This is a genomic window from Thalassotalea euphylliae (assembly GCF_003390335.1).
GTDB lineage: Bacteria > Pseudomonadota > Gammaproteobacteria > Enterobacterales > Alteromonadaceae > Thalassotalea_F > Thalassotalea_F euphylliae_B.
Genome location: NZ_QUOU01000001.1, coordinates 4749928 through 4773423, shown reverse-complemented (window position 1 = coordinate 4773423; position 23496 = coordinate 4749928). Strand labels below are relative to the sequence as shown.

The window sequence follows — 23496 nt, the reverse complement described above, 5'->3', positions numbered from 1 at the left end:
TTGTGATGCGGCCGCGCGTGCTAGTTGGTTTGATTTACCTTCAACAAAATTATCAAACGTGTACTTATTCCGAACATTGGTGGTTTTAGGTAAGTTAGTTTCAGGCTCTTTTGCTGGCGTTTCAGCTAAGCCATTGCCGTTATTGAGATCTACTTTACTCGCTTGCGTACTGACTGGTGCCTGTTGAACTGGCTTAGTGCCGACATCAAAGCGCAATAATGGTGGGTTACTGGTTTCAGCCAAAGACACGATCGTTGTGATCCGCTCAACGTATTTATCACGCACCCAATCAAGCACGAAGCGATTTGGCGCGTACAAAGTCATAATATTATCTTCAACGACACATTGCAGTGGGCGGATCCACATGCTGAATTGTTGAGCGGGTAATTCTTCCTGCAATACTGAAAGGCAACGCTGCCAAAGCGAATGATCCAACGGAGGCTCCTGGAAATACTTCCTTCTACGATCTTGCGAGGGTAAGACGATCTTATCTGCGCTTGAGAGGGATAGGAAACTAAAATTATTATACGAATTGATCAATTATCCCTACAGTTATCCACAGATGCAACTGGAAAACCGTTAAAAATACAGTTGAAAAAACACGACAAAAATAAGCTGTTGTTAAATAAAGATTATATTTTTTATTAGAATAATTTAATTGATCCGTATTGCAGCTAATAATATTTTTTTATGAGCTAAAAATTAGCGAATTTTTCGCAATTAACACAATTGCATGTGATTAAATTGTGGATAGATGTCAGATCCAAACGATCCTGCGATTGATCGCTATTTATTAAATCTGACTAATATATTGACAATTGTTCGTACACTATTTAAAATTCGGCCTCTTTTTTAGACCTGTGTGCTCACAACGGCTGTTTTGCCAGGGCAACAACAACCGAACGGAAAAGCGTAATGAAAAGAACATTTCAACCTTCTGTATTAAAGCGTAAGCGCAACCACGGCTTCCGTGCACGTATGGCTACTAAAAACGGTCGTGCCGTTTTAGCACGTCGTCGTGCAAAAGGTCGTGCTAAGTTAAGCGCTTAATTTCGTAAGAAACTACATCTTGCGAAATTATAGGTAACCGCAGTACTTCAGTGACATAACTTCAATGAACGATATGGTTACTTATGAATTTAGCCGGGAGTCAAGAATATTGACTCCCGGACAATTCCAACAAGTCTTCTCAAAATCTTCTCGTTTTGGCTCTAGCCATTTCACTATCTTAATCACCAAAAACACGTTAGACAAACCACGTCTAGGTTTTGCTGTCGCGAAAAAACGCGTCAAATTAGCTGTTCAACGTAATCGCATAAAGCGCCTGACACGCGAAAGCTTTCGATTAGCACAACACAATTTACCCAATATCGATATTGTGGTCATGGTGAAATCTGGTATTGATAATCTCGATAACGCCACCATTAATAAACAATTGGTAAAGACATGGCGAAAAATCATTCAGCGCCACAAGCCTTAGCCATCGGCTTAATAAAACTCTACCAAAAGTTTATCAGCCCTTTACTGGGTAATAATTGTCGCTTTCAACCCACCTGCTCTAGTTACGCCATTGAAGCAATTAATCGCTTCGGAGCAGTAAAAGGGAGTTGGTTAGCGCTTAAACGTATACTAAAATGCCACCCACTCAATGCGGGTGGAGAAGATCCCGTACCACCAACCAACAAAGAGAAATAACATATTATGGAATCCCTACGCAGTATGCTTTTTATTGGCTTATTGGTAGTCACCTATATGCTCTATCAGCAGTGGCAGCTTGACTATGCCCCTGCACCAGTGCAACAACCGACTGCTAGCCAAACAAGCGAAGATACGCCTGCTTCCGATGATTTTGTTCCGGCTTCCTCTGAAAATATTAAAGAGATTGCCGCACCAACCGCTGCCAATAGCCGTTTAATTGAAATCACCACAGATGTCTTAAAGTTGAAAATCAATACCCAAGGTGGTGACATTGTTGAAGCAACCTTACTTGCTTATGAAACTGAGCAAGGTAGTGGTGTTCCATTTACCATTATGCAGAATGGCCAAATGAAGTACATTGCGCAAAGTGGCTTAACGGGTGCCAACGGTATTGATCGCACAGTTCCGGGTCGCCCTATTTACCAAGTTGCACAGTCGAACTTCACCATGGTTGACGGCCAGCCACTAACCGTGGCGTTAAATTATGTTAGCGACACAGGGTTAGCGGTGACTAAAACTTATACGTTTACGCCTAACAGCTACAAAGTAAACGTTGATTACCAAATTCAAAACAACATGGCAACGCCAGCAAGCGTACAAATGTATGGTCAACTCAAGCAGTCTAGCTATGTCGATAGTTCATCAGGCTTAATTCCAACATACCGCGGCGCAGCCTACTCAACGACCGAAGAGCGTTACGAGAAATACGACTTTGAAGACATTGCCGATGCCAACCTAAACAAAACCACGCAAGGTGGCTGGGTTGCAATGCTACAGCATTACTTCGTGTCAGCTTGGGTACCTGCACAAGATGCCGCTAATCAGCTTTACACAAGCTACAGCAGCGCAGGTGATGCCGTCATTGGCTTTAAAGCACCTACGCTAAATATTGATGCCAATACCACAGCAACCACAGGTGCGGTTTTCTACGTTGGTCCAAAAGACCAAGACGCGTTAGAGCAAATCGCCGATGCTTTAGACTTAACCGTTGATTACGGTTTCTTATTTATGATCAGCCAACCGCTATTCTGGTTACTACAGCAAATTCAAGCACTAGTGAGCAACTGGGGCATCGCGATCATTATCATCACGATTATCGTAAAAGGTGCTATGTACCCGCTTACGAAAGCGCAATACACCTCAATGGCGAAAATGCGTGAGTTGCAACCGAAAATGGCGCAACTCAAAGAGCGCTTTGGTGATGACCGTCAGAAGATGTCACAAGCGATGATGGAGCTATACCGCAAGGAAAAAGTAAACCCAGCCGGTGGTTGTTTACCGATCCTTATTCAAATGCCAATTCTCCTAGCACTTTACTGGGTATTCCTGGAAAGTGTTGAGCTTCGTCACGCAGAGTTTGGCTTATGGTTAACTGACTTATCATCAAAAGACCCTTACTTTGTACTGCCAGTTCTGATGGGGATCAGTATGTTCATCATGCAGAAGATGACGCCAATGACAGTACAAGATCCAATGCAGCAAAAAATGATGCAATACATGCCGCTGATCTTTACGATTTTCTTCTTCTGGTTCCCATCTGGCCTAGTACTTTACTGGTTTATCAGTAACGTGATTTCAATCATTCAAATGAAGATTATTTTCGCGGGGCTAGACAAGCAAAAGGCGCAAGCGAAAGCATAAGCCTAATCGCGATAACTGAAATACACTCAGTTTTAGTTAAGCGAACTGAGTAATGTGAAAAGGTGGCACTAGCCACCTTTTTTGTTTATCCCTCACCAAGTTATAATAGTTTGGTATTTATCCAACATTAATCACTACAGAGCACCATTATGTCGGCAACTTTATCTAGCAACACAGAAACCATCGCAGCCCAAGCGACCGCCCCCGGTCGAGGTGGTGTCGGCATCATTCGTGTCTCAGGTCCTAAAGCAAGCGAAGTTGCCGAGCAACTACTAGGGAAATGCCCTAAGGTGCGATACGCCGATTACTTAAATTTTAATGATTTAAATGGCAACACCTTAGACCAAGGGATTGCCCTGTTTTTCAAAGGCCCTAATTCATTTACCGGCGAAGATGTGCTTGAGCTGCAAGGACACGGTGGCCCCGTAATTCTCGACATGCTGCTCAAAGAGATACTGCAAATCAATGGCGTGCGTATGGCCAAGCCAGGTGAATTTAGTGAACAAGCGTTCTTAAACGACAAGCTCGATTTAACCCAAGCCGAAGCCATTGCCGACTTAATTAACTCAAATTCAGAGCAAGCTGCGCGCAGTGCTCTACACTCACTGCAAGGTGACTTTTCCAAACTCGTTCATCAGCTTGTCGAAGACGTTATTCACCTGCGCATGTACGTTGAAGCGGCGATAGACTTTCCCGAAGAAGAAATTGATTTTCTCGCCGACGAAAAAGTCCTTAATAGCCTCAAAGGCATAATCACTCGTGTTGAAGAGGTGCAGCAGCAAGCGAAACAAGGCAGTATTATTCGCGAAGGGATGCGAGTAGTCATCGCAGGACGCCCTAACGCGGGTAAATCAAGTTTACTTAATGCCCTGAGCGGTAAAGAAACCGCGATTGTTACCGATATTGAGGGGACGACTCGTGATGTTTTATCTGAGCAAATTCATATCGACGGCATGCCACTGCATATCATTGATACCGCTGGCCTGCGTGAAAGCCCTGACAAAGTCGAACAAATCGGTATTGAACGCGCGTGGGCGGAAATCGCCAAGGCTGATCGCGTTATCCTAATGGTGGACTCTGCCACCAGTGAACAAGAGAACCCCCGTGACTTTTGGCCTGAGTTTTTTGAACAGCTACCCGAAAAAATGGGCGTCACCATTGTTCGTAACAAAGCAGATTTAAGTGGCGCAACAACTGGCCTGAGTGGTGATATTGAGCACCCGAGCATTACCATTTCAGCGAAAAGCGGTGACGGTATTAACGATCTTAAAGAGCACCTAAAAACCATCATGGGTTATCAAGGCAGCACCGAAGGTGGCTTTATGGCAAGACGCCGCCATTTGGTGGCGTTGGCAGTCGCGCACAATCACCTGCAAACGGGGTTAGATCAATTAGAGTCCTATGTCGCCGGTGAGATATTGGCTGAAGAGTTACGTATTTGTCAGCAAGCGCTGAATGAAATTACCGGTGAATTTACCAGTGATGATCTACTGGGTAAGATCTTCTCGTCTTTCTGTATTGGTAAATAATTCATTACTCAAACTGCGCCATAATTAACATTTAAATCTTGCTTGCTCTTCATCACAGTCGAGCAAGCACTATTATTACCGCGAATACTTAAAGCTCGCTTAGTGAGCGAAACTTTTACGCTCCATCGTGATGATGATTCAAACAGGCCTCTAGCATCAGCAGGTTATACTCAGCCATATATTGTTTAACTTGTTGACGGTTGCCTGAGTTATCCCCTTGCAGCTTCACATCCCCCATATTTGGTAAGAAATTAGCGCCGCAAAGCGCTTTATACTCGTGATAACGGGATTGATCCGTCCCTGGAAATTGCGGCATTCGCGTCGATGTCGACAGCAAGCGAAAGTCTTGATTAACAATCGCACTAGCGACTGCATCGTTAGCGGTTGTGCCTTGGTAGCGGGCATCAAGCTTTTCTGCTTCTTGCTTTGACGCAGGTGCTAATGTGGGATCAACAATTGATTCTGAAGTTGAACTTGCAGCCTCACTCGCCTGATCACTTTTTTGGCAAGCCACAAGAGAAAATGCTAAAAGTGCTATTATCGAATAAACTTTCACTTGCGCTCTCCTCGCTGATAAAAGCCAACGACACGGAAACTACCAGCAACGAACAACAAGACCATTAACCAATAAAGGCTACCACCACCAGAGCCGCCAGAGTTATTGGGTTCGGGCTCGACTGGTGCAGGTGTTGGCGGTTGAGGGGCAGCATTCACGGTGATATTCAATAGCCCTGTGGCCGATAACCCAGCGCTATCGCTTACGGTATAACCAATGCTTTCTTGGCCACTAAAGGTGGCCGCAGGTGTATAGCTGATCTGATTATTGGAAATGCTAGCTTGGCCATTACCTGAATAGTCAATGCTAGTCAGGGTTAAGGTATCACCTGCATCAGGATCTGAATCGTTCGCCACCACATCAATTAACTGGTTACCAGCTCCTTGCGTTAACGTGATTGAGTCATTGTTAGTTGCCGGCGGATTATTCACAGCAATTTCACTAACCGTAATGATCAAATTGGCGGTATCGGTTGCACCGCTGTTATCACTAACCGTATAGCTAATCGTCTCTTCACCGGTAAAACTGGTTGCTGGCGTATAACTGATCTGGTTATTTACAATACTCGCTTGACCATCACCCGTATAAACCAATCGTGATAACGTCAAGCTATCTTGAGCATCAACATCTGCATCATTGCTAAGTACATTAATTTGTTGCGTATTTGCGCCTTGTGCTAGCGTAAGCTCATCATCAGTTGCTACTGGTGCATCATTAACGGCTGCGACAGCCACTTGAGTGCTAAACACAGGAGTTTGCTCGCTACCTGCAACAGCACGTACTTCAATAGACAAACTGCCGTTAAAGTTGGTATCAGGAATGACAGTCGAACCGTCAACAGAGTAGTTATCACCCTCTGAAATTACCAAGCTATCAGCAACTTGCCCTTGAATCGTAAAATTAGCCACAGAGAGTGTTAATTGCTGATCTTCATCAACCGACAACGAGCCATTCACACCAGTAATTTCAAATGGTAGCGCTTGTGAATTATTGACGCTAAACCGCCCTGCGTTTACGGCAAAAAATGCATTGTCAGCACAGGCGACTTTAAGCCTTGCATTGTTGCTGCTCACGGCGGGTAAATTCACGGTAAAACTCCCGTTATTAGGAGCATTGTTAGCAAGCTCTACGGTAAAACTATTGCCACCATCTACCGATAAACTAATGTTTACCGCCGAGCAGCTAATCGGCGTTTGATTGGTATTGGCAACTTCCCATTGCACAATTTGCTCGGCACTCGTCCAGCTGTCATTAAAAGACGGCTCCGTCACCGCAAACGCTTGTCCGGTATCAACAACATTAACCACAGTATTATCAAAAGCCACGCCCCCTTTGTTATCACGTACGATCAAACGAAAATTCAAATCGCGATTGGTCGTCGCAAATGTCTCGCCAAGTGTTAAATTGCCAGTCAACACATCGCTAAGTCTGGGAAACGTGCGGCTCGGTTCAGTTTGCGGTGCGAAAACTCGAAACAGCGGGCGCTGCCCGTCATCAACCTGTTCGCTTGGCCCATTACTGCCAGGGCCCAAGTCAAACTGTTGCCAATCATAAGTTAGTTCATCACCATCTTCATCAGATGCCGTGCCCGTTAAAGTAAATGGTGTATTCGCGGGAATGGTGACATCACGACCCGCGTTGGCCACAGGCGTTCTGTTGACCTGCGCAGTGTTAACACCACAACTGGGGAACCTAGCCAAGTGCGCCGCCACTTGATCCATAGAATGGCCGTGGAAGAAAGGATCTGCGCGAGACTGCAGGTTTTGACTGCCACAGATCCCCGCATAGGCCATGATAGTAGAGCCACTGCCCACTTCGTAGCTGCTGTTTGCTGCACGGTTGCCACCACCGCAAGATTGAGTTAAGCCATTAAACGTATGACTGGCACCAAATTGATGACCGAGTTCATGAGCAACCAAATCGACGTAAAACGAGTCTCCCGTCGGTCGAAAAGACCCGGTTGCCCCGCCGCCTTTAATGCTATTAATACAGGTAGCGCCAAGAAATGCCAAGCCACCACCATCGGTGCCTAGCACATGACCAATATCATAATTACTAGTGCCGATGATGTTAGAAATCACCCGTGTTGCTTCATCGCTGTCGTTATCAAGTTCATTAAGAAAAGGATCGCTGGCGGCATTAGTAAAAATAAGCTGATCATTATTAGCGACTAAGATCATCCTAACCGCCAGTTCTTGCTCATAGATCATATTGATACGGTTGACGAGTGTCGCTAGCTCCGCCATGACATTACTGACACTCCCTTGAAAAAATGACGTGTATTCACCTGTTGTGGTAATTGCCAATCGATACTCTTTAAGTTGCACAGGCGTGCGAGCTGCTTTTGCTGGACTTTCTGCTCGCGCTTGTTTGAGCTGTTCATAAAACGCTGTGCTCAGTTTTGGTTGATGGCGGGTAAGCGTAGTACCAGTTGAAGATAATGCATCTCGTTGGAAATAACTGGTATAAATTCTTTTACTATCAAGATACTTAGGATCGAGATAAACCAGCTGCCCTTGATAATAAAACATGCCACGAAAGCCCACAGACGTTAATTCAAATTTGCCCGTACTTTCCGGCTGATCAATCGCAAAACCATCATATGTGGTGATATCTGAAAACTTTTCAGCTAACTGGCTTTCCATTACCCGGCTTTTGGTCAACACAAAATCAACCAGCTCCCCGTTAGGTAAGGGCACGCTGATCGCAAATGCTCGCTGACTGTGCGGGTCATCCAGTGCATGAATATCACTGGCAAGCTGTTCAATATTCAGTTGAGTTAAGTACTCGCGCGATGCCAAACTTCGCATATTACTGGCCAAGTGATTATCGGCTTCCTCGTTGAGTGACTTGCTGGCAATGGCAGGCCAATTAACGGAGATACGTGCTACTTGAGACAAGGTATTGCTGTAACTGTGCACCGAAACAACAAACAGAAACCAAGAAGCCAAGGATATTTTTTTTATCATGCGAACCGCCTGCATAATGTCATGGGTAAATTAATGTTAGTCGCAAATTGTCATGCGCTTTGAACAATAGACCTGTTGGACGGCAAAAAAGTGCTAAGATGCGACTAATTTTTTAACAACAACTAAGCACGCAAACATGTCATCTTTCCAAATCATTATTGGCAGCATGCTTGGCGGCACAGAATATGTCGCCGAAGCTTGCCAAGAAACGCTTGAGGCACTTGGCCACCAAGTAACACTACATTACACGCCTGAATTTTCCGCGATCGCGCAAAAAGATCAAACGTGGTTGATCTGCACCTCCACTCATGGTGCAGGAGATTACCCAGATAACATTCAAGCTTTTGTTAACGACCTAGCCCAATGTGAACAGGATCTCATCCACACCAAGTATGCGGTGATCGGTATCGGTGATACTAACTATGACACCTTCTGTTTTGCCGCTAAAAACATAGATAAGTTATTAAATTCAATATCTTGCAACAAGGTTCTTGACGTCAAAACCATCGACATTACAGCTGTTGACGATCCAGAACTCGCTGCCCAAGAGTGGCTTGAAATAAACAAAGATCGCTTATCCTGATCTTATTAAGCTGTTATCCACATTTAGATCTAGGGAAAACATCAAATGTGGATAAAAAGCGTATAACCCCGTTAATTTCCCTTTATTATTCAGTTAACAAAATAAATAAGAATGTGAGTTGTGGATAAACAGCCTTGTTGATCATAGCTTTTACCGCACTAGATCAAACTTTGATCACAAGATCATGATCAATTAAAGATCATGATTTATAACTGGTTTTCTTGCTTATCCACAAAAAACCGCAAGCCTAATAAGAAATAATAATAAGATCTTTATATAGATCTAAATATTTATCTCGTGATCCATCCCTTCATTTTACGCCGATCTTTTTACAAAAATGATCATTCCCCTGAGTTCAAAAACAATGCTAAAATACGCCTCTTTTTTCCCGTGTAAATTGTTAGGTGAAATTGTTCATGTGGTATCAAGATACATTTGATGTAATCGTTGTTGGTGGCGGTCATGCTGGCACAGAAGCTTGTTTAGCTGCGGCTAGAATGGGCTGTAAAACCCTATTGTTAACGCACAATATTGATACCCTGGGACAAATGTCTTGTAACCCTGCGATCGGTGGGATCGGCAAAGGTCACCTAGTGAAAGAGATCGATGCCTTAGGCGGTTTGATGGCAACAGCGATCGATCACGCTGCGATCCAGTTTCGCACCTTAAACGCAAGTAAAGGGCCAGCGGTAAGAGCAACTCGTGCTCAAGCGGATCGCGCGTTATATCGCTCATTTGTACGCCATACATTGGAAAACCAACCGAACCTAACGATCTTCCAACAACCTTGTGATGACTTGATCTTAGAAAACGATCGAGTCGTCGGGGTGTCCACGCAAATGGGATTAAAGTTCAAAGGTCATGCTGTGGTATTAACCGTAGGTACTTTCCTTGCGGGCCAAATCCACATTGGCTTGAACAATTATCAAGGTGGTCGCGCAGGCGATCCCGCTTCAGTTAACTTGGCGAAAAGTTTACGTGATATGCCATTTCGAATGGATCGCTTAAAAACTGGTACGCCACCGCGCTTGGATGCCAGAACACTCGACTTTTCTGTGATGCAAGAGCAGCCTGGTGATACACCAAGACCGATTTTCTCATTTATGGGATCCCATGATGATCACCCACAGCAGATCTCGTGTTATATCACCCATACCAATGAAAAAACCCACGACATTATTCGCGCTGGTTTAGATCGTTCGCCAATGTATACGGGGGTGATTGAAGGGGTTGGTCCGCGTTACTGCCCATCGATTGAAGATAAGATCACCCGTTTTGCTGATAAAGATACGCATCAGATCTTTGTTGAGCCGGAAGGTTTAACAACACATGAAGTTTACCCTAACGGGATTTCAACCAGCTTGCCATTTGATGTCCAAATGAACTTAGTGCGCTCAATTAAAGGCTTTGAAAACGCCCATATTACGCGCCCGGGTTATGCGATTGAGTACGACTTCTTCGATCCACGCGATCTGAAACAAACCTTAGAAAGCAAATTTGTCAATAACTTATACTTTGCTGGCCAGATCAACGGCACAACCGGTTATGAAGAAGCTGGGGCGCAAGGTTTAGTGGCAGCAACGAATGCGGCACTGCGCGTGCAGGGCAAAGAGGAATGGATCTTAGGTCGCGATCAAGCTTATATGGGCGTATTAATTGACGATCTGGCAACACTCGGTACCAAAGAGCCATACCGCATGTTTACCTCGCGCGCGGAATACCGTTTATTACTGCGTGAAGACAATGCCGATATTCGCTTAACGGAAAAAGGCCGTGAACTTGGTTTAGTGGATGATGCACGTTGGGCGCGCTTTAACGAGAAAATGGACAATATCGAACAAGAGCGTCAACGCTTAAAGTCGGTGTGGGTGCAAAAAGATCATCCTGCAGCTGAGCAGTTAAATCCGCAGTTAAAGAATCCGATCAGCAAAGAAGCGACACTCGAAGATATTTTACGTCGCCCTGAAACTAACTATGCTGATGTGATGGCGATTGAAGCGTTTGGTCCAGCCATTGCAGATCAACAAGCGGCAGAGCAAGTTGAAATTCAAATTAAGTATCAAGGTTACATTGATCGCCAAATGGATGAAATTGAAAAGAAAAAGCGTCACGAAAATACTTCGATCCCAGCGGATTTTGATTACAGCCAGATTTCAGGGCTATCTAACGAAGTGGTCGCTAAACTTTCCGATGCGCGCCCTGAAACCTTGGGTAAGGCATCGCGTATTTCGGGCATTACCCCTGCGGCGATTTCGCTATTGCTGGTATACTTGAAAAAACACGGTTTATTACGTAAAACCGCGTAACATAACGAGGCGATAAGTTGAGACACTTGTCGCCTATCTTGCCTAACAACAGCACAGATAAAATTAGATGTTAGCAGACAAATTACGCGCGCTGGTCGCGCAAACCGATATTTCCTTAACCGATCTTCAATTTACACAATTAATTCAATACGTCGAATTACTTGACAAGTGGAATAAAACTTACAACCTAACGTCCGTTCGCAACCCAGAAGAAATGTTGGTAAAGCATATTCTTGATAGTTTAGTGGTTGGCAAACTGCTCACAGGTAAACGTTTTATTGATGTGGGTACGGGGCCTGGCTTACCTGGCATTCCACTTGCCATATTGTATCCTGAGCGGAATTTTGTATTATTAGATAGCTTAGGAAAACGTATTACGTTTTTACGCCAAGTTGTCTACCAATTGCAATTAACCAATGTTGAGCCTGTGCAATCACGGGTTGAAGCACATACTCCCACGCAAGCATTTGATGGAGTGTTGAGCCGCGCATTTTCTTCATTGCAAGACATGGTGTCTTGGTGTCATCACTTGATCGAAAGTGAAACTGGCCGCTTTTACGCGCTAAAAGGACAATACCCAGAAGATGAGCTGGATGCTCTACCTGAGAATGTCGCGTTAGTGGCAAGTCATGAATTACATGTTCCTGAATTAACCGGTGAACGACACTTAATCGAATTGAAAAAGAATAACTAGACTTCGAGGCACTTGTGGGCAGAATTATTGCGGTAGCAAATCAAAAAGGTGGCGTGGGCAAAACCACGACATCCGTCAATTTAGCTGCTTCGTTAGCAGCAACGAAACGAAAAGTATTGCTGATCGATCTCGATCCTCAAGGCAATGCCACTATGGGTAGTGGTATTGATAAATACGAAGACCTGATCACTAGCTATGAATTATTGGTTGAACAAAAGCCGTTTGACGAAGTGGTCTATCGTGAAACATCTGGCTTGTATGATCTGATCGCAGGTAATGCGGATGTGACCGCCGCAGAGATCAAATTAATGGAAGTCTTTGCGCGTGAGCTTAGACTGCGCAATGCGTTGGCGCCAGTGAAAGATGAATACGACTTCATTATTATTGATTGTCCGCCATCACTTAACATGCTAACGGTCAATGCCATGGCCGCGGCCGATTCGGTATTAGTGCCGATGCAGTGTGAATATTATGCGCTTGAAGGGCTAACGGCGTTGATGGAAACTATCTCTCAGCTAACGTCAGTGGTGAACAGCGAATTAAAGATTGAGGGAATCCTACGAACCATGTACGATCCGCGCAATCGCTTAGCCAATGACGTGTCCGAGCAATTAAAGCGTCATTTCGGTGATAAAGTCTACCGTACTGTCATCCCTCGAAATGTTCGCCTTGCTGAAGCGCCAAGCTTCGGTGCACCTGTGATGTATTACGATAAATCATCGACAGGGGCAAAAGCCTACTTAGCGCTAGCGGGTGAAATACTGCGACGCGAAGAGCTTGCTAAGCACCCCAAAACAGAAGAAGTCACAGACTAGTACGCATACGTAAAATAAGAATATTTGAAGGATTGATATGAGCCCTGCAAAACGTCGCGGTTTAGGCCGAGGTTTAGATGCTTTGTTAACGCAAGCCCCTAAGGCTGAAGACAATGTCGACAACGACAGTCAAGACGTTGCGGCAGCGCCAGAAAAAGGCGAATTGCGCAAACTACCGATTGAGCAACTGCAGCCGGGCAAATATCAACCGCGTAAAGATATGTCACCGGATGCCTTAGAAGAGCTATCGAGCTCAATCAAGGCACAAGGTATTATCCAGCCTATCGTTGTGCGCAGTATTGGCGACCATCAATACGAAATCATTGCCGGTGAGCGCCGTTGGCGTGCGGCACAATTAGCAGAACTTGCAGAAGTCCCGTGTTTAGTGAAAGACGTTGCTGATGAAGCGGCTGTGGCTATTGCGTTGATTGAAAACATTCAACGTGAAGATCTTAATGCCATGGAAGAAGCGATTGCCTTAGAGCGCTTATTGACTGAGTTTGAATTAACGCACCAAGAAGTCGCGGAAGCTGTGGGTAAATCGCGTACTACTGTCACTAACTTACTGCGTTTAAACAACCTGAATGATGAAGTAAAAACCTTACTTGAGCACGGTGATATTGAAATGGGCCACGCTCGCGCCTTATTGGCACTGGAAGGTGATGTGCAAAATACCACTGCGCGCACGGTTGTGGCAAAAGAGCTGACGGTGCGTGAAACGGAAGCTTTAATTAAGAAAGTGCAAGAGCCACCAATCGAAAAAGCACCAAAGCAGCCTGATCCCAACACAGTGTCGTTGGAACAACAGCTGGCAGAGCGTCTAGGATCGCAAGTCTCTATTAGCCACAACAAAAAAGGCAAAGGCAAGTTGGTGATTTCTTATACCAATCTGGAAGAACTTGACGGCATTCTGGCGAAAATTCACTAATTTACTTTGATAAATGAGCTTGCCTGTTAGGCTAGCGTGTAAATCGTCTTGCTTGCAACCGGTAAGACGATAGTTAGTTTTCACTTAGGCGTTATCTTTATCTATCGCTTCACCTAAACCTTTTATACCTTTGCCTAGCTATTCACGGCTGACTAATGCGGTAATTACCCTACTAACCGTATGGAATTAACGCCCTTAAAACCTTAGTGTTAACTATAAAAGTTATTGATAGCTATAGCTTTTGTTTTTTCACGGTGCACTTGATATGCGAGTAGCACAATTTGAACTCTTGAGTATCAATTTCCTCAATGTTACACATTTTTCACATATTCGCTTTTTTCGTACAAAATACCAGCGTTCGCAGCCCTATTTGGTTGCAATAAAAACGTAATTAAGTATACTTGCGAGGATTTTTTGAGTTGAAATTTTCTCACTCAAAAAGTGTAGGTTTTACGAAGGTTTTCGTTAGGGGTAAACAGTGTGAATCAGTTGGTTAAGCCGGGCCGAAAATTATCGCGGCAACAATTGATTTGTGCAACGACGCTAACCTTAGTTGCTGCCGTAATGATTTATTTCAATTGGGGGTTAAGTCATGCCCTGTCAGCCTTAGCTGGTGGTTGTATTGGCATAATCCCTAATTTTGTATTTGCGCTCTACGCCTTTAGGTATGCGGGAGCTAGCGCCAATCGCAAAGTAATGGATGCATTCTTTCGCGGCGCAAAAATAAAATTGGGTTTAACCGCGATTCTGTTTGCACTAGCCTTCAAGTTTTTAGTGATTATACCGGTACCCTTTTTTGGCGCATTTTGTTTAGCAGTGTTTAGCTCACTGTTAACGCCCATGTTTTTAAAATTTAAACTTTAACCATTAGGACAAAAATATGGCTTCCAGTGCTGAAATTACCAGCCAAGAATATATTAGCCACCATTTAACTAATGCGAAAATGTGTATGACCGATGACGGTATTGGCTTCAACTACAGTTGTGCCGATGCAGGTTTCTGGACACTTCACATTGATACATTAGGTTGGTCGGTATTCTTAGGTTTGGTGTTCTTATACATCTTCCGTTCTGTTGCGAAAAAAGCTGAGGCTGGCGTGCCAGGTAAGCTGCAATGTGCAGTTGAGATGATCGTTGAATTCGTTGAAGACAGCGTAAAAAGCTCGTTTCACGGTAAAAACCCGGTAATTGCCCCATTAGCATTAACAATATTCGTTTGGGTATTATTAATGAACGCGATGGACTGGGTGCCAGTCGATTTAATTCCAACCGTTGCCGGCTTAATTGGTGTTGATTACATCAAGTCAGTACCGACAACTGATATCAATATGACCTTAGCCTTAGCATTAGGCGTATTCTGGCTAATTCTTTACTACTCAGTGAAAGTGAAAGGTATTGGGGGTTTTATCAAAGAGTTGAGTGTTCAACCTTTCGGCCACTGGACACTTTACCCGGTCAACTTTGTACTTGAAGTGGTGACCTTACTGGCGCGTCCGCTGTCATTAGCCTTGCGTTTATTCGGTAACTTATATGCAGGTGAATTGATCTTTATCTTGATCGCCACTATGGGGGTCTGGCAAATCTTTGGTCCGCATTTCTTATGGGCGGCGTTCCACTTATTAGTTATCCCATTACAAGCATTTATATTTATGACGCTAACCATCGTTTACTTGAGTTTAGCGCACGAAGATCACTAGTCTCTTGGTGATTAAAGGAAACGGCTAAGCCAGCCAAGAGACTGCGGGTAGGACGCCCCAAAACAATTTTTTTAATTTTAATTTTTACTTAAATAATCGGAGATAAAAATGGAAAACTTAGGTTTACTATATGTAGCAGCTGCGTTACTTATCGGCTTAGGTGCATTAGGTACAGCGATCGGTTTTGGTCTTTTAGGTGGTAAATTCCTAGAGTCTGCTGCTCGTCAACCTGAACTAGCACCACAGTTACAAGTTAAAATGTTCATCGTTGCTGGTCTAATCGATGCGATTGCAATCATTGGTGTTGCAATGGGTCTATACATCCTATTCGTTAAAATTGGCTAATTAACCTAATTCAGTCTTTTAACAACGAAATAAAATAGGAGGTACACAAATGAACGTTAATGTCACTTTTATCAGTGAAATGATCGCATTTGTCGTATTCGTTCTTTTCTGCATGAAATTCGTATGGCCACCACTGATTGGTGCTATCGAAGCTCGTCAGAAAACTATTGCAGACGGCTTAGCCGCTTCTGACCGTGCAGCGAAAGATCTTGCTCTAGCGCAAGAGAAAGCGACGGCTCAACTTAAAGAAGCGAAAGCGCAAGCTGCTGAAATCATTGAAGCTGCGAAAAAACGCGAAGCGCAAATGATTGATGAAGCAGCGGAAAAAGCACAAGCAGAGCGCGAAAAAATTATCGCGTCTGGTCATGCAGAAATTGAGTCTGAGCGCAATCGTGCAACAGAAGAGCTACGTCAGCAAGTGTCTGCGTTAGCTGTTGCCGGTGCCGAGAAAATTCTCGAGCGTTCAATTGATGCCGCTGCTCACAGCGACATCTTAGATAAATTAGTCGCTGAACTTTAAGGGGTATAGAGCATGTCTGAATTGACAACTATCGCTCGCCCTTACGCTAAAGCAGCGTTCGAATTTGCTGTTGAAGCTAAAGTGGTTGAAAGCTGGTTAGAAATGCTAGTGTTTGCTGCCGAAGTTTCGAAAAATGACACCATCACTGGCTACCTTTCTGGTAACGCGTCAGTCGAACAAGCGAAGGAAATTTTCCTTGGCGTTTGTGGTGAACAGCTAAATGAACAAGGCCAAAACCTAATCAAGGTAATGGCGGAGAACGAACGTCTGTTGGTGCTACCTCAAGTTGCTGAACAATTCGCTGCCCTAAAGGCAGAGTTTGATAAAGAAGTAACTGTCGATGTGTCGTCTGCTGTTGAATTATCAGCTGACCAACAATCAAACATTAGCGCCGCGCTTGAAAAGCGTTTGGCTCGTAAAGTGAAGCTTAATTGTGTTGTTGACGCAACTATCGTGTCTGGCTTGATCATCAAGGCCGACGACATGGTAATTGACGGGTCTATTCGAGGTAAATTAGACCGTTTAGCAACAACAATGCAATCTTAACGGGGAACAGAGCATGCAACTGAATTCCACTGAAATCGCCGAACTGATCAAAAAACGTATTGAACAGTTTGACGTAGTTAGTGAAGCTCGTAACGAAGGTACTATCGTTTCTGTAACTGACGGTATCATTCGCATCCACGGTCTTGCTGATGTAATGCAAGGTGAGATGATCGAACTTCCTGGCAACCGCTACGCAATCGCGCTTAACCTTGAGCGTGATTCAGTAGGTGCGGTTGTGATGGGTCCTTACGCAGACCTAGCAGAAGGCGTAAAAGTTAAAGGTACTGGCCGTATTTTGGAAGTACCAGTAGGTCGTGGTCTTTTAGGCCGCGTAGTTAACACTCTAGGTGAGCCGATTGACGGTAAAGGTCCAATCGACAACGATGGTTTCGCACCAATCGAAGTAGTCGCACCAGGTGTTATCGATCGTAAGTCTGTTGATGAGCCAGTACAAACGGGTATCAAATCAATTGACTCAATGATTCCAATCGGTCGTGGTCAACGTGAGCTTATCATCGGTGACCGTCAGGTAGGTAAATCAGCGATCGCACTAGATGCAATCATTAACCAGAAGAACACGGGTATTAAGTCAATCTACGTAGCTGTTGGTCAAAAAGCATCAACCGTTGCTAACGTAGTACGTGCCTTAGAAGAGCACGGCGCATTAGAAAACACTATCGTAGTTGTTGCCTCTGCGTCAGAAGCTGCTGCACTTCAGTACTTAGCACCATACTCTGGTTGTACTATGGGTGAATACTTCCGTGACCGCGGTGAAGATGCGTTGATCGTCTATGATGATTTGTCTAAGCAAGCTGTTGCTTACCGTCAAATTTCATTGCTACTTCGTCGTCCACCAGGTCGTGAAGCTTACCCAGGTGACGTTTTCTACTTGCACTCACGTCTACTAGAGCGTGCAGCGCGTGTAAACGAAGCTTATGTTGAGCGTTTCACTAACGGTGAAGTTAAGGGCCAAACCGGTTCATTAACTGCACTACCAATTATCGAAACACAAGCGGGTGACGTTTCTGCTTTCGTACCAACCAACGTAATCTCAATTACCGATGGTCAGATCTTCCTAGAGTCGAACTTATTCAACTCAGGTATTCGTCCAGCGGTTAACGCAGGTATCTCGGTATCTCGTGTTGGTGGTGCTGCACAAACTAAGATCATCAAGAAGCTTGGTGGTGGTATCCGTTTAGCATTAGCTCAATACGCAGAATTAGCAGCCTTTGCTCAATTCGCTTCTGATCTTGACGATGCAACTCGTGCCCAATTAGAGCACGGTCAGCGCGTTACTGAATTGATGAAGCAAAAGCAATTCAGCCCGCTATCTGTTGCTGAGACAGCTGTATCACTATTTGCTGCTGAAAAAGGCTACTTAAACGATGTTGCAATCAACAAAGTGGTAGATTTTGAAGCTGCATTGTTGTCTTACGTCAACAACGAGCAAGCTGAGTTGATGGCTACTATCAACGAGAAAGGCGACTATAACAAAGATATTGAAGCAGGTTTGGTTAAAGCACTTGATACATTCAAGTCTACGCAAACTTGGTAATAGTTAACTTTTTCGGAGAGAAATAGTCATGTCCGGCGCTAAAGAGATAAAATCGAAGATTGGAAGCGTACAAAATACGCAGAAGATCACCAGCGCAATGGAAATGGTTGCAGCCAGTAAAATGCGTAAAGCGCAAGATGCTATGGCTGCCTCTCGTCCATACGCTGAAAATATGCGAAATGTGATCGGTCACATCGCGCGAGGTAACTTAGAATACCGCCATCCATATATGGAAGAGCGTGAAGTTAAGCGCGTAGGCTATATCGTTGTCTCCACTGACCGTGGTCTTTGTGGCGGCTTGAACATTAATTTATTCAAGCAAGTACTTGCTGATGCTGGTAAATGGCAATCAGAAGGCGCTGAAGTTGAATTTGCAGTTGTTGGCTCAAAAGCCACGGCGTTCTTCAACAACATGGGCGCTAAAGTATCGGCACAAATTTCTGGTCTAGGTGATCGTCCTTCAGTTACTGACCTAGTGGGTTCAGTACGCGTAATGTTGGACGCATACGACAATGGCGAAATTGACAAGCTGTTCGTGGTTTACAACAAGTTTGTAAACACCATGACGCAGCAGCCGACAATCGATCAACTTTTACCTTTGCCTAAGTCAGATGATGACGAAATTAAACACCGTTGGGATTACGTTTACGAGCCAGACGCTCAAGTATTACTTGATCAGCTATTAGTTCGTTACACGGAATCGCAAGTGTACCAAGGTGTGGTTGAGAACCTAGCATGTGAGCAAGCTGCTCGTATGGTTGCGATGAAAGCCGCAACTGACAATGCTGGTGACTTAATCGGTGAACTTCAATTGGTATACAACAAGGCACGTCAAGCAAGTATCACCCAAGAATTGAGTGAGATTTGTGCCGGTGCGGCCGCGGTTTAATTAAGCAAAGGTTCTTTTATTTAAAAAGTAAATAAGAGCAAAGATTAGAGGATTAAACATGAGTACAGGTAAAGTCGTCCAAATCATTGGCGCAGTTGTGGATGTAGAATTCCCACAAGATGCTGTACCTCAGGTATATGACGCGTTAACAGTAACTGAAGGTGACCTTTCAGGCTTAGTACTAGAAGTACAACAGCAATTAGGCGGTGGCGTAGTACGTGCAATCGCTATGGGTTCATCTGACGGTTTGCGTCGTGGTCTGAACGTAGAAAACACAGGTAATAACATCCAAGTTCCAGTAGGTACTGCAACTTTGGGTCGTATTATGAACGTATTGGGTGAGCCAATTGATGAAGCTGGCCCAATCGGTGAAGAAGAAAGATGGTCTATCCACCGTGAAGCGCCTTCATACGAAGAGCAAGCAGCGGCTAACGAATTGTTAGAGACTGGTATTAAAGTAATCGACTTAGTATGTCCATTCGCTAAGGGTGGTAAAGTTGGTTTATTCGGTGGTGCTGGTGTTGGTAAAACCGTCAACATGATGGAACTTATCCGTAACATCGCGATCGAGCACAGTGGTTACTCAGTATTCGCTGGTGTTGGTGAGCGTACTCGTGAGGGTAACGATTTCTACCATGAAATGAACGATTCAAACGTACTTGATAAAGTATCGCTTGTCTACGGTCAAATGAATGAGCCACCGGGTAACCGTCTTCGTGTTGCGATGACCGGTCTTACCATGGCTGAGAAATTCCGTGACGAAGGTCGTGACGTATTATTCTTCGTTGATAACATCTACCGTTACACACTAGCGGGTACAGAGGTATCAGCACTTCTAGGTCGTATGCCATCAGCGGTAGGTTACCAACCGACACTTGCTGAGGAAATGGGTGTACTGCAAGAGCGTATTACGTCAACTAAGCAAGGTTCAATCACTTCAATCCAAGCGGTATACGTACCTGCGGATGACTTGACTGACCCTAGCCCAGCAACAACGTTCGCTCACTTAGATGCAACAGTTGTACTTTCTCGTGACATCGCTGCCCAAGGTATCTACCCAGCTATCGATCCACTTGACTCTTCATCGCGTCAATTAGATCCATTAGTAGTAGGTAACGAGCACTACGAAATTGCACGTGGCGTTCAAACCACACTACAGCGTTACAAAGAACTTAAAGATATCATCGCAATCTTAGGTATGGACGAGCTTTCTGAAGAAGATAAGCAAACCGTTGACCGTGCTCGTAAGATCCAGCGTTTCTTATCTCAACCGTTCTTCGTTGCTGAGGTATTCACGGGTTCTCCAGGTAAGTACGTATCGCTTAAAGACACAATTGCTGGCTTTAAAGGTATTCTTGCTGGCGAATATGATGAATTACCAGAGCAAGCGTTCTACATGGTTGGTTCAATCGAAGAAGCTGTAGAGAAAGCTAAATCAATGTAAGGTGTTTAGCCGCTAGCTCTTGAGGCAAAGCGGCTAATCGTTAGGAGGTCAAACAATGGCAGCAATGACTGTAAATTTGAATGTAGTAAGTGCCGAAGAAGCGTTATTTTCTGGTCGCATTGAATCATTACAAATCACTGGTAGTGAAGGTGAATTAGGTATTATGCCTGGTCACGCACCTTTACTGACCTCACTAAAACCTGGCATGGCTCGCATCGTGAAACAACACGGTGAAGAAGAAGTGATTTACCTTTCAGGCGGTATGCTAGAGGTTCAACCGAGTAGCGTTACTGTTTTGGCTGACGTGGCAACACGTGCTGATGACTTAGATGAACAAGCAGCTGAAGCTGCAAAACGCGCTGCTGAAGAGCATTTAAATGCAAGCAGTGGTGATGTGAACTACGCAGAAGCAGCTTCTGAGCTAGCGCGCGCAGTAGCACAACTTCGCGTTATTCAAGCGGCCAAGAAAAAGCTATAAATAGCACTAAGTTTTAGTGAACAAAAACGACTTATTACTCTGTAATAGGTCGTTTTTTTTTCTGTAAAAATTGATCTACTACAAGGCGAATTCTCGCGCTTTGTTCTAAAATTTTTAAAAATGCCATTCTTTACATTCACCAATAATAAACTGTTGGAGCTGGTGTTGGGTGTGCTCAAATCTATTAATATTCTGCGTTCATGTCCTCTAAACAGATTAATTACTTTGTCACTACTGCGCTGATAGCTGCAAAGCTCGACAATGCGAATAAGATAGCAAAACAACTATTGCTCACCGCCAGTAATGCGCGAGCTGTTGCATTGCGGGCTGGTGATAGTGCCGCTGGTTTTAAGCCTCTGACTGATTTTATCGATCAACTGGCACGCGTCACGATAGCCTCTTCTAAGCAAATAAATGTGCTCGCTACTCAGCTCAGCCGAGTGTCAGCTAACAAGATGCGCACGGATAACGCTATTTGCCACTTTGAGCGCGCAGATCGCATTGCTACGGATTATGCCTATGTTGAGAGTTTATCTCCTGCTTATGGACGTATTAAGCGCTCAGAACTGGCGTTAAATAACAAATATGTGGGTGAAATATTTCGACTTAATGACGCACTAGATGAGCTTGCGAGAGAACTTCGCACTGCGGTTATCTTAGCAACCTTATCACGTGTTGAAGCGTCGCAAGCAGCATTGTTATATCAAGAATCCTTAAATGGCGTTGCCGACAATGTGGAGTTGTCTGCTCAACAGATAAAAACCTTAATTGAAGAAGCTAAAAAGTTAGCTCAAGAGTTACACCAAGATGCAAACGTATAAAATTTTCGAAAGTAAACACCATCAGTGGCTGGTTTTTGGTCGCGATCCAGAAAAGCCCAATAAAATTATTGATACTAATCAGTATATGGTGGTTACAAAGAATAATGCATTACTGATGGACCCTGGGGGGATCGAGTTGTTCTCGGTGATGTTAGCTGCAATCGTTAAACATGTACCGATTGAAAAAATTACTCATTTATTTGCTTCGCATCAGGATCCTGACATCATTTCATCGCTGGGTTTGTGGGATCAAGCGTTGCCTGATGCAACGCTGCATTCTCCTTGGTTGTGGGAAGGTTTTATCCGCCACTTTGGCATGGACCATATTGAATATAGCCCGATTCCTGATGAAGGCTACCCATTGCGTATTGATGACGCCAACTTAACGTTTATTCCTGCACATTATCTTCATTCCTCAGGTAACTTTAATGTTTACGATGAGGAAGCAAAAATTTTAATGTCTGGTGATATTGGTGCAGCCATTGAAGGCGCTGACGCACCGCTGTATGTTGAAAACTTTGACGAGCATTGCCAGAAAATGACTATGTTCCATCAACGTTGGATGCCATCTAATCGCGCCAAAAACGACTGGGTTGAACGAGTTAGTAAACTTGAAATTGATATGATGTGCCCACAACATGGGCGAATTTTTAAGGGAGACGACGTTAAACGTTTTCTTGATTGGTTCTATAAACTGGAAGTAGGAACAGCACTCGCCAACAAGACTTAACACTGTGTAATATGGCCTTCTTTATTTGAAGCGATTCAATTTAAGCATCGCTTTTTTGTGTTTAAAATTAAACAAAACAAAACAAAGCAAATTGATAGCTGTTTTCTATAATTAACTGCATCTCATCACTTAGCGAGCGAGCAAGGGAATGATGTCGATTAAAACACTAGCAGTTGGCACTGTGCTGATTATCGCTACTTTAACAAGTGATAAAGTCGGTGCTGACGAAATCAAAGAAGCTATCGATAGCGCATTAAATCATTACCAGAAAGGTGAGTATAAAGACGCTATTTCACAGCTTCAGTACGCCACCTCGCTTTTACAGCAGCAAAAAGCCGATAACATCGTTAACATCTTTCCTGAACCTCTTTCCGGCTGGCAAGCAGACCAAGCCGAATCGCAGATTGCTGGTGCTATGATGATGGGCGGTGGCATTTCCGCGAACCGCAGGTATACCAAAGATAATCAGTCAGTCGAGATAGAACTTATGGTGGATTCGCCAATGCTGCAAACCATGTTGGCGATGTTTAACAACCCCGCCATGATCACCATGAGTGGTAAACGCTTAACGAAAATTAATGGTAACAATGCCATGTATGAGCAAAATGGCAATAACATCGAACTTATCTTTGTGGTCAACAATAACGCCTTGTTTACGCTGCGTGGCCGTAACACTTCGAAGCAAGAAGTCGAAGCTTATGCCAAGGCGATAAAAACCGATCAGTTATGATTATTCGTTGGGTGCTCAAGGAA

Annotated in this window: 25 protein-coding genes; 22 read left to right on the top strand and 3 right to left on the bottom strand. The window is 44.2% G+C overall.

The window, feature by feature from the left end; all coding sequences use genetic code 11:
* Positions 1-435: DnaA N-terminal domain-containing protein (locus DXX93_RS20690; protein WP_258872739.1), on the bottom strand; the 435-nt coding region annotated here is incomplete at its 3' end.
* 480 nt (positions 436-915) lie between these two features.
* Here DXX93_RS20690 and rpmH point away from each other — a divergent pair.
* The 5 genes from rpmH to mnmE all read left to right on the top strand — a co-directional run bounded on the left by rpmH (position 916) and on the right by mnmE (position 4868).
* The gene (gene rpmH, locus DXX93_RS20685; RefSeq protein ID WP_116002236.1) at positions 916-1050 is read left to right on the top strand and encodes a 50S ribosomal protein L34; all 135 of its coding nucleotides are present in this window, start codon (positions 916-918) and stop codon (positions 1048-1050) included.
* A gap of 73 nt (positions 1051-1123) precedes the next feature.
* Positions 1124-1480, top strand: a complete 357-nt coding sequence (gene rnpA / locus DXX93_RS20680) for a ribonuclease P protein component (RefSeq protein ID WP_116010081.1) — start codon at positions 1124-1126, stop codon at positions 1478-1480.
* Complete coding sequence (yidD, locus tag DXX93_RS20675; RefSeq protein WP_116002235.1) at positions 1447-1695, top strand: membrane protein insertion efficiency factor YidD; 249 nt, start codon at positions 1447-1449, stop codon at positions 1693-1695. Before rnpA ends, yidD begins: the two co-directional genes overlap by 34 nt.
* A 6-nt stretch (positions 1696-1701) precedes the next feature.
* Entirely contained in the window at positions 1702-3339 is a 1638-nt protein-coding gene (gene yidC / locus DXX93_RS20670; RefSeq protein WP_116009772.1) for a membrane protein insertase YidC, read from the top strand.
* A gap of 149 nt (positions 3340-3488) precedes the next feature.
* Complete coding sequence (gene mnmE, locus DXX93_RS20665) at positions 3489-4868, top strand: tRNA uridine-5-carboxymethylaminomethyl(34) synthesis GTPase MnmE (RefSeq protein WP_116009771.1); 1380 nt, start codon at positions 3489-3491, stop codon at positions 4866-4868.
* Between the two features lie 115 nt (positions 4869-4983).
* Here the strand turns inward: mnmE and DXX93_RS20660 are convergent, their stop codons facing one another.
* Both DXX93_RS20660 and DXX93_RS20655 read right to left on the bottom strand, forming a co-directional pair.
* Complete coding sequence (locus DXX93_RS20660; protein WP_116009770.1) at positions 4984-5424, bottom strand: hypothetical protein; 441 nt, start codon at positions 5422-5424, stop codon at positions 4984-4986.
* A complete protein-coding gene (locus tag DXX93_RS20655) occupies positions 5421-8393 on the bottom strand; it encodes an Ig-like domain-containing protein (RefSeq protein WP_181902292.1) in 2973 nt (990 codons plus the stop codon). Before DXX93_RS20655 ends, DXX93_RS20660 begins: the two co-directional genes overlap by 4 nt.
* Before the next feature lie 136 nt (positions 8394-8529).
* Here DXX93_RS20655 and mioC point away from each other — a divergent pair, with 136 nt between their 5' ends.
* The 17 genes from mioC to DXX93_RS20570 all read left to right on the top strand — a co-directional run bounded on the left by mioC (position 8530) and on the right by DXX93_RS20570 (position 23473).
* Positions 8530-8976: an FMN-binding protein MioC gene (gene mioC, locus DXX93_RS20650; RefSeq protein ID WP_116009768.1), complete on the top strand. Its 447-nt coding sequence runs from the start codon at positions 8530-8532 to the stop codon at positions 8974-8976.
* A gap of 416 nt (positions 8977-9392) precedes the next feature.
* Positions 9393-11282, top strand: a complete 1890-nt coding sequence (mnmG, locus tag DXX93_RS20645; RefSeq protein ID WP_116009767.1) for a tRNA uridine-5-carboxymethylaminomethyl(34) synthesis enzyme MnmG — start codon at positions 9393-9395, stop codon at positions 11280-11282.
* Positions 11283-11349: 67 nt separating this feature from the next.
* The gene (gene rsmG / locus DXX93_RS20640) at positions 11350-11976 is read left to right on the top strand and encodes a 16S rRNA (guanine(527)-N(7))-methyltransferase RsmG (protein ID WP_116009766.1); all 627 of its coding nucleotides are present in this window, start codon (positions 11350-11352) and stop codon (positions 11974-11976) included.
* Between the two features lie 14 nt (positions 11977-11990).
* The gene (locus tag DXX93_RS20635) at positions 11991-12791 is read left to right on the top strand and encodes a ParA family protein (protein WP_116009765.1); all 801 of its coding nucleotides are present in this window, start codon (positions 11991-11993) and stop codon (positions 12789-12791) included.
* 37 nt (positions 12792-12828) lie between these two features.
* Complete coding sequence (locus DXX93_RS20630; protein WP_116009764.1) at positions 12829-13719, top strand: ParB/RepB/Spo0J family partition protein; 891 nt, start codon at positions 12829-12831, stop codon at positions 13717-13719.
* Between the two features lie 480 nt (positions 13720-14199).
* Positions 14200-14583, top strand: a complete 384-nt coding sequence (locus DXX93_RS20625) for an ATP synthase subunit I (RefSeq protein WP_258872737.1) — start codon at positions 14200-14202, stop codon at positions 14581-14583.
* A gap of 16 nt (positions 14584-14599) precedes the next feature.
* Entirely contained in the window at positions 14600-15415 is an 816-nt protein-coding gene (gene atpB / locus DXX93_RS20620; RefSeq protein ID WP_116009763.1) for a F0F1 ATP synthase subunit A, read from the top strand.
* Positions 15416-15523: 108 nt separating this feature from the next.
* Positions 15524-15760: a F0F1 ATP synthase subunit C gene (gene atpE, locus DXX93_RS20615; RefSeq protein WP_074496250.1), complete on the top strand. Its 237-nt coding sequence runs from the start codon at positions 15524-15526 to the stop codon at positions 15758-15760.
* Between the two features lie 49 nt (positions 15761-15809).
* Complete coding sequence (gene atpF, locus DXX93_RS20610) at positions 15810-16280, top strand: F0F1 ATP synthase subunit B (protein WP_116009762.1); 471 nt, start codon at positions 15810-15812, stop codon at positions 16278-16280.
* Positions 16281-16292: 12 nt separating this feature from the next.
* A complete protein-coding gene (gene atpH / locus DXX93_RS20605; protein ID WP_116009761.1) occupies positions 16293-16826 on the top strand; it encodes a F0F1 ATP synthase subunit delta in 534 nt (177 codons plus the stop codon).
* Between the two features lie 13 nt (positions 16827-16839).
* A complete protein-coding gene (gene atpA, locus DXX93_RS20600; RefSeq protein ID WP_116002221.1) occupies positions 16840-18381 on the top strand; it encodes a F0F1 ATP synthase subunit alpha in 1542 nt (513 codons plus the stop codon).
* A gap of 28 nt (positions 18382-18409) precedes the next feature.
* Positions 18410-19270 carry a F0F1 ATP synthase subunit gamma gene (atpG, locus tag DXX93_RS20595; protein WP_116009760.1) on the top strand — a complete coding sequence of 287 codons (861 nt, stop codon included), beginning with the start codon at positions 18410-18412 and terminating at the stop codon, positions 19268-19270.
* Positions 19271-19328: 58 nt separating this feature from the next.
* A complete protein-coding gene (gene atpD, locus DXX93_RS20590; protein ID WP_116009759.1) occupies positions 19329-20714 on the top strand; it encodes a F0F1 ATP synthase subunit beta in 1386 nt (461 codons plus the stop codon).
* A gap of 55 nt (positions 20715-20769) precedes the next feature.
* The gene (locus tag DXX93_RS20585; protein WP_116009758.1) at positions 20770-21192 is read left to right on the top strand and encodes a F0F1 ATP synthase subunit epsilon; all 423 of its coding nucleotides are present in this window, start codon (positions 20770-20772) and stop codon (positions 21190-21192) included.
* 200 nt (positions 21193-21392) lie between these two features.
* Positions 21393-22013: a chemotaxis protein gene (locus tag DXX93_RS20580; protein ID WP_116009757.1), complete on the top strand. Its 621-nt coding sequence runs from the start codon at positions 21393-21395 to the stop codon at positions 22011-22013.
* Entirely contained in the window at positions 22000-22743 is a 744-nt protein-coding gene (locus tag DXX93_RS20575; protein WP_116009756.1) for an MBL fold metallo-hydrolase, read from the top strand. Before DXX93_RS20580 ends, DXX93_RS20575 begins: the two co-directional genes overlap by 14 nt.
* 148 nt (positions 22744-22891) lie before the next feature.
* A complete protein-coding gene (locus DXX93_RS20570; RefSeq protein WP_147302738.1) occupies positions 22892-23473 on the top strand; it encodes a hypothetical protein in 582 nt (193 codons plus the stop codon).
* Positions 23474-23496: the final 23 nt, after the last annotated feature.

Coding starts and splice junctions, on each gene's coding strand:
- rpmH (WP_116002236.1), top strand. CDS start 916: ATGAAAAGAACATTTCAACCTTCTGTATTAAAGCGTAAGCGCAACCAC.
- rnpA (WP_116010081.1), top strand. CDS start 1,124: ATGGTTACTTATGAATTTAGCCGGGAGTCAAGAATATTGACTCCCGGA.
- yidD (WP_116002235.1), top strand. CDS start 1,447: ATGGCGAAAAATCATTCAGCGCCACAAGCCTTAGCCATCGGCTTAATA.
- yidC (WP_116009772.1), top strand. CDS start 1,702: ATGGAATCCCTACGCAGTATGCTTTTTATTGGCTTATTGGTAGTCACC.
- mnmE (WP_116009771.1), top strand. CDS start 3,489: ATGTCGGCAACTTTATCTAGCAACACAGAAACCATCGCAGCCCAAGCG.
- DXX93_RS20655 (WP_181902292.1), bottom strand. CDS start 8,393: ATGATAAAAAAAATATCCTTGGCTTCTTGGTTTCTGTTTGTTGTTTCG.
- mioC (WP_116009768.1), top strand. CDS start 8,530: ATGTCATCTTTCCAAATCATTATTGGCAGCATGCTTGGCGGCACAGAA.
- mnmG (WP_116009767.1), top strand. CDS start 9,393: ATGTGGTATCAAGATACATTTGATGTAATCGTTGTTGGTGGCGGTCAT.
- rsmG (WP_116009766.1), top strand. CDS start 11,350: ATGTTAGCAGACAAATTACGCGCGCTGGTCGCGCAAACCGATATTTCC.
- DXX93_RS20630 (WP_116009764.1), top strand. CDS start 12,829: ATGAGCCCTGCAAAACGTCGCGGTTTAGGCCGAGGTTTAGATGCTTTG.
- atpB (WP_116009763.1), top strand. CDS start 14,600: ATGGCTTCCAGTGCTGAAATTACCAGCCAAGAATATATTAGCCACCAT.
- atpE (WP_074496250.1), top strand. CDS start 15,524: ATGGAAAACTTAGGTTTACTATATGTAGCAGCTGCGTTACTTATCGGC.
- atpF (WP_116009762.1), top strand. CDS start 15,810: ATGAACGTTAATGTCACTTTTATCAGTGAAATGATCGCATTTGTCGTA.
- atpH (WP_116009761.1), top strand. CDS start 16,293: ATGTCTGAATTGACAACTATCGCTCGCCCTTACGCTAAAGCAGCGTTC.
- atpA (WP_116002221.1), top strand. CDS start 16,840: ATGCAACTGAATTCCACTGAAATCGCCGAACTGATCAAAAAACGTATT.
- atpG (WP_116009760.1), top strand. CDS start 18,410: ATGTCCGGCGCTAAAGAGATAAAATCGAAGATTGGAAGCGTACAAAAT.
- atpD (WP_116009759.1), top strand. CDS start 19,329: ATGAGTACAGGTAAAGTCGTCCAAATCATTGGCGCAGTTGTGGATGTA.
- DXX93_RS20585 (WP_116009758.1), top strand. CDS start 20,770: ATGGCAGCAATGACTGTAAATTTGAATGTAGTAAGTGCCGAAGAAGCG.
- DXX93_RS20580 (WP_116009757.1), top strand. CDS start 21,393: ATGTCCTCTAAACAGATTAATTACTTTGTCACTACTGCGCTGATAGCT.
- DXX93_RS20575 (WP_116009756.1), top strand. CDS start 22,000: ATGCAAACGTATAAAATTTTCGAAAGTAAACACCATCAGTGGCTGGTT.
- DXX93_RS20570 (WP_147302738.1), top strand. CDS start 22,892: ATGATGTCGATTAAAACACTAGCAGTTGGCACTGTGCTGATTATCGCT.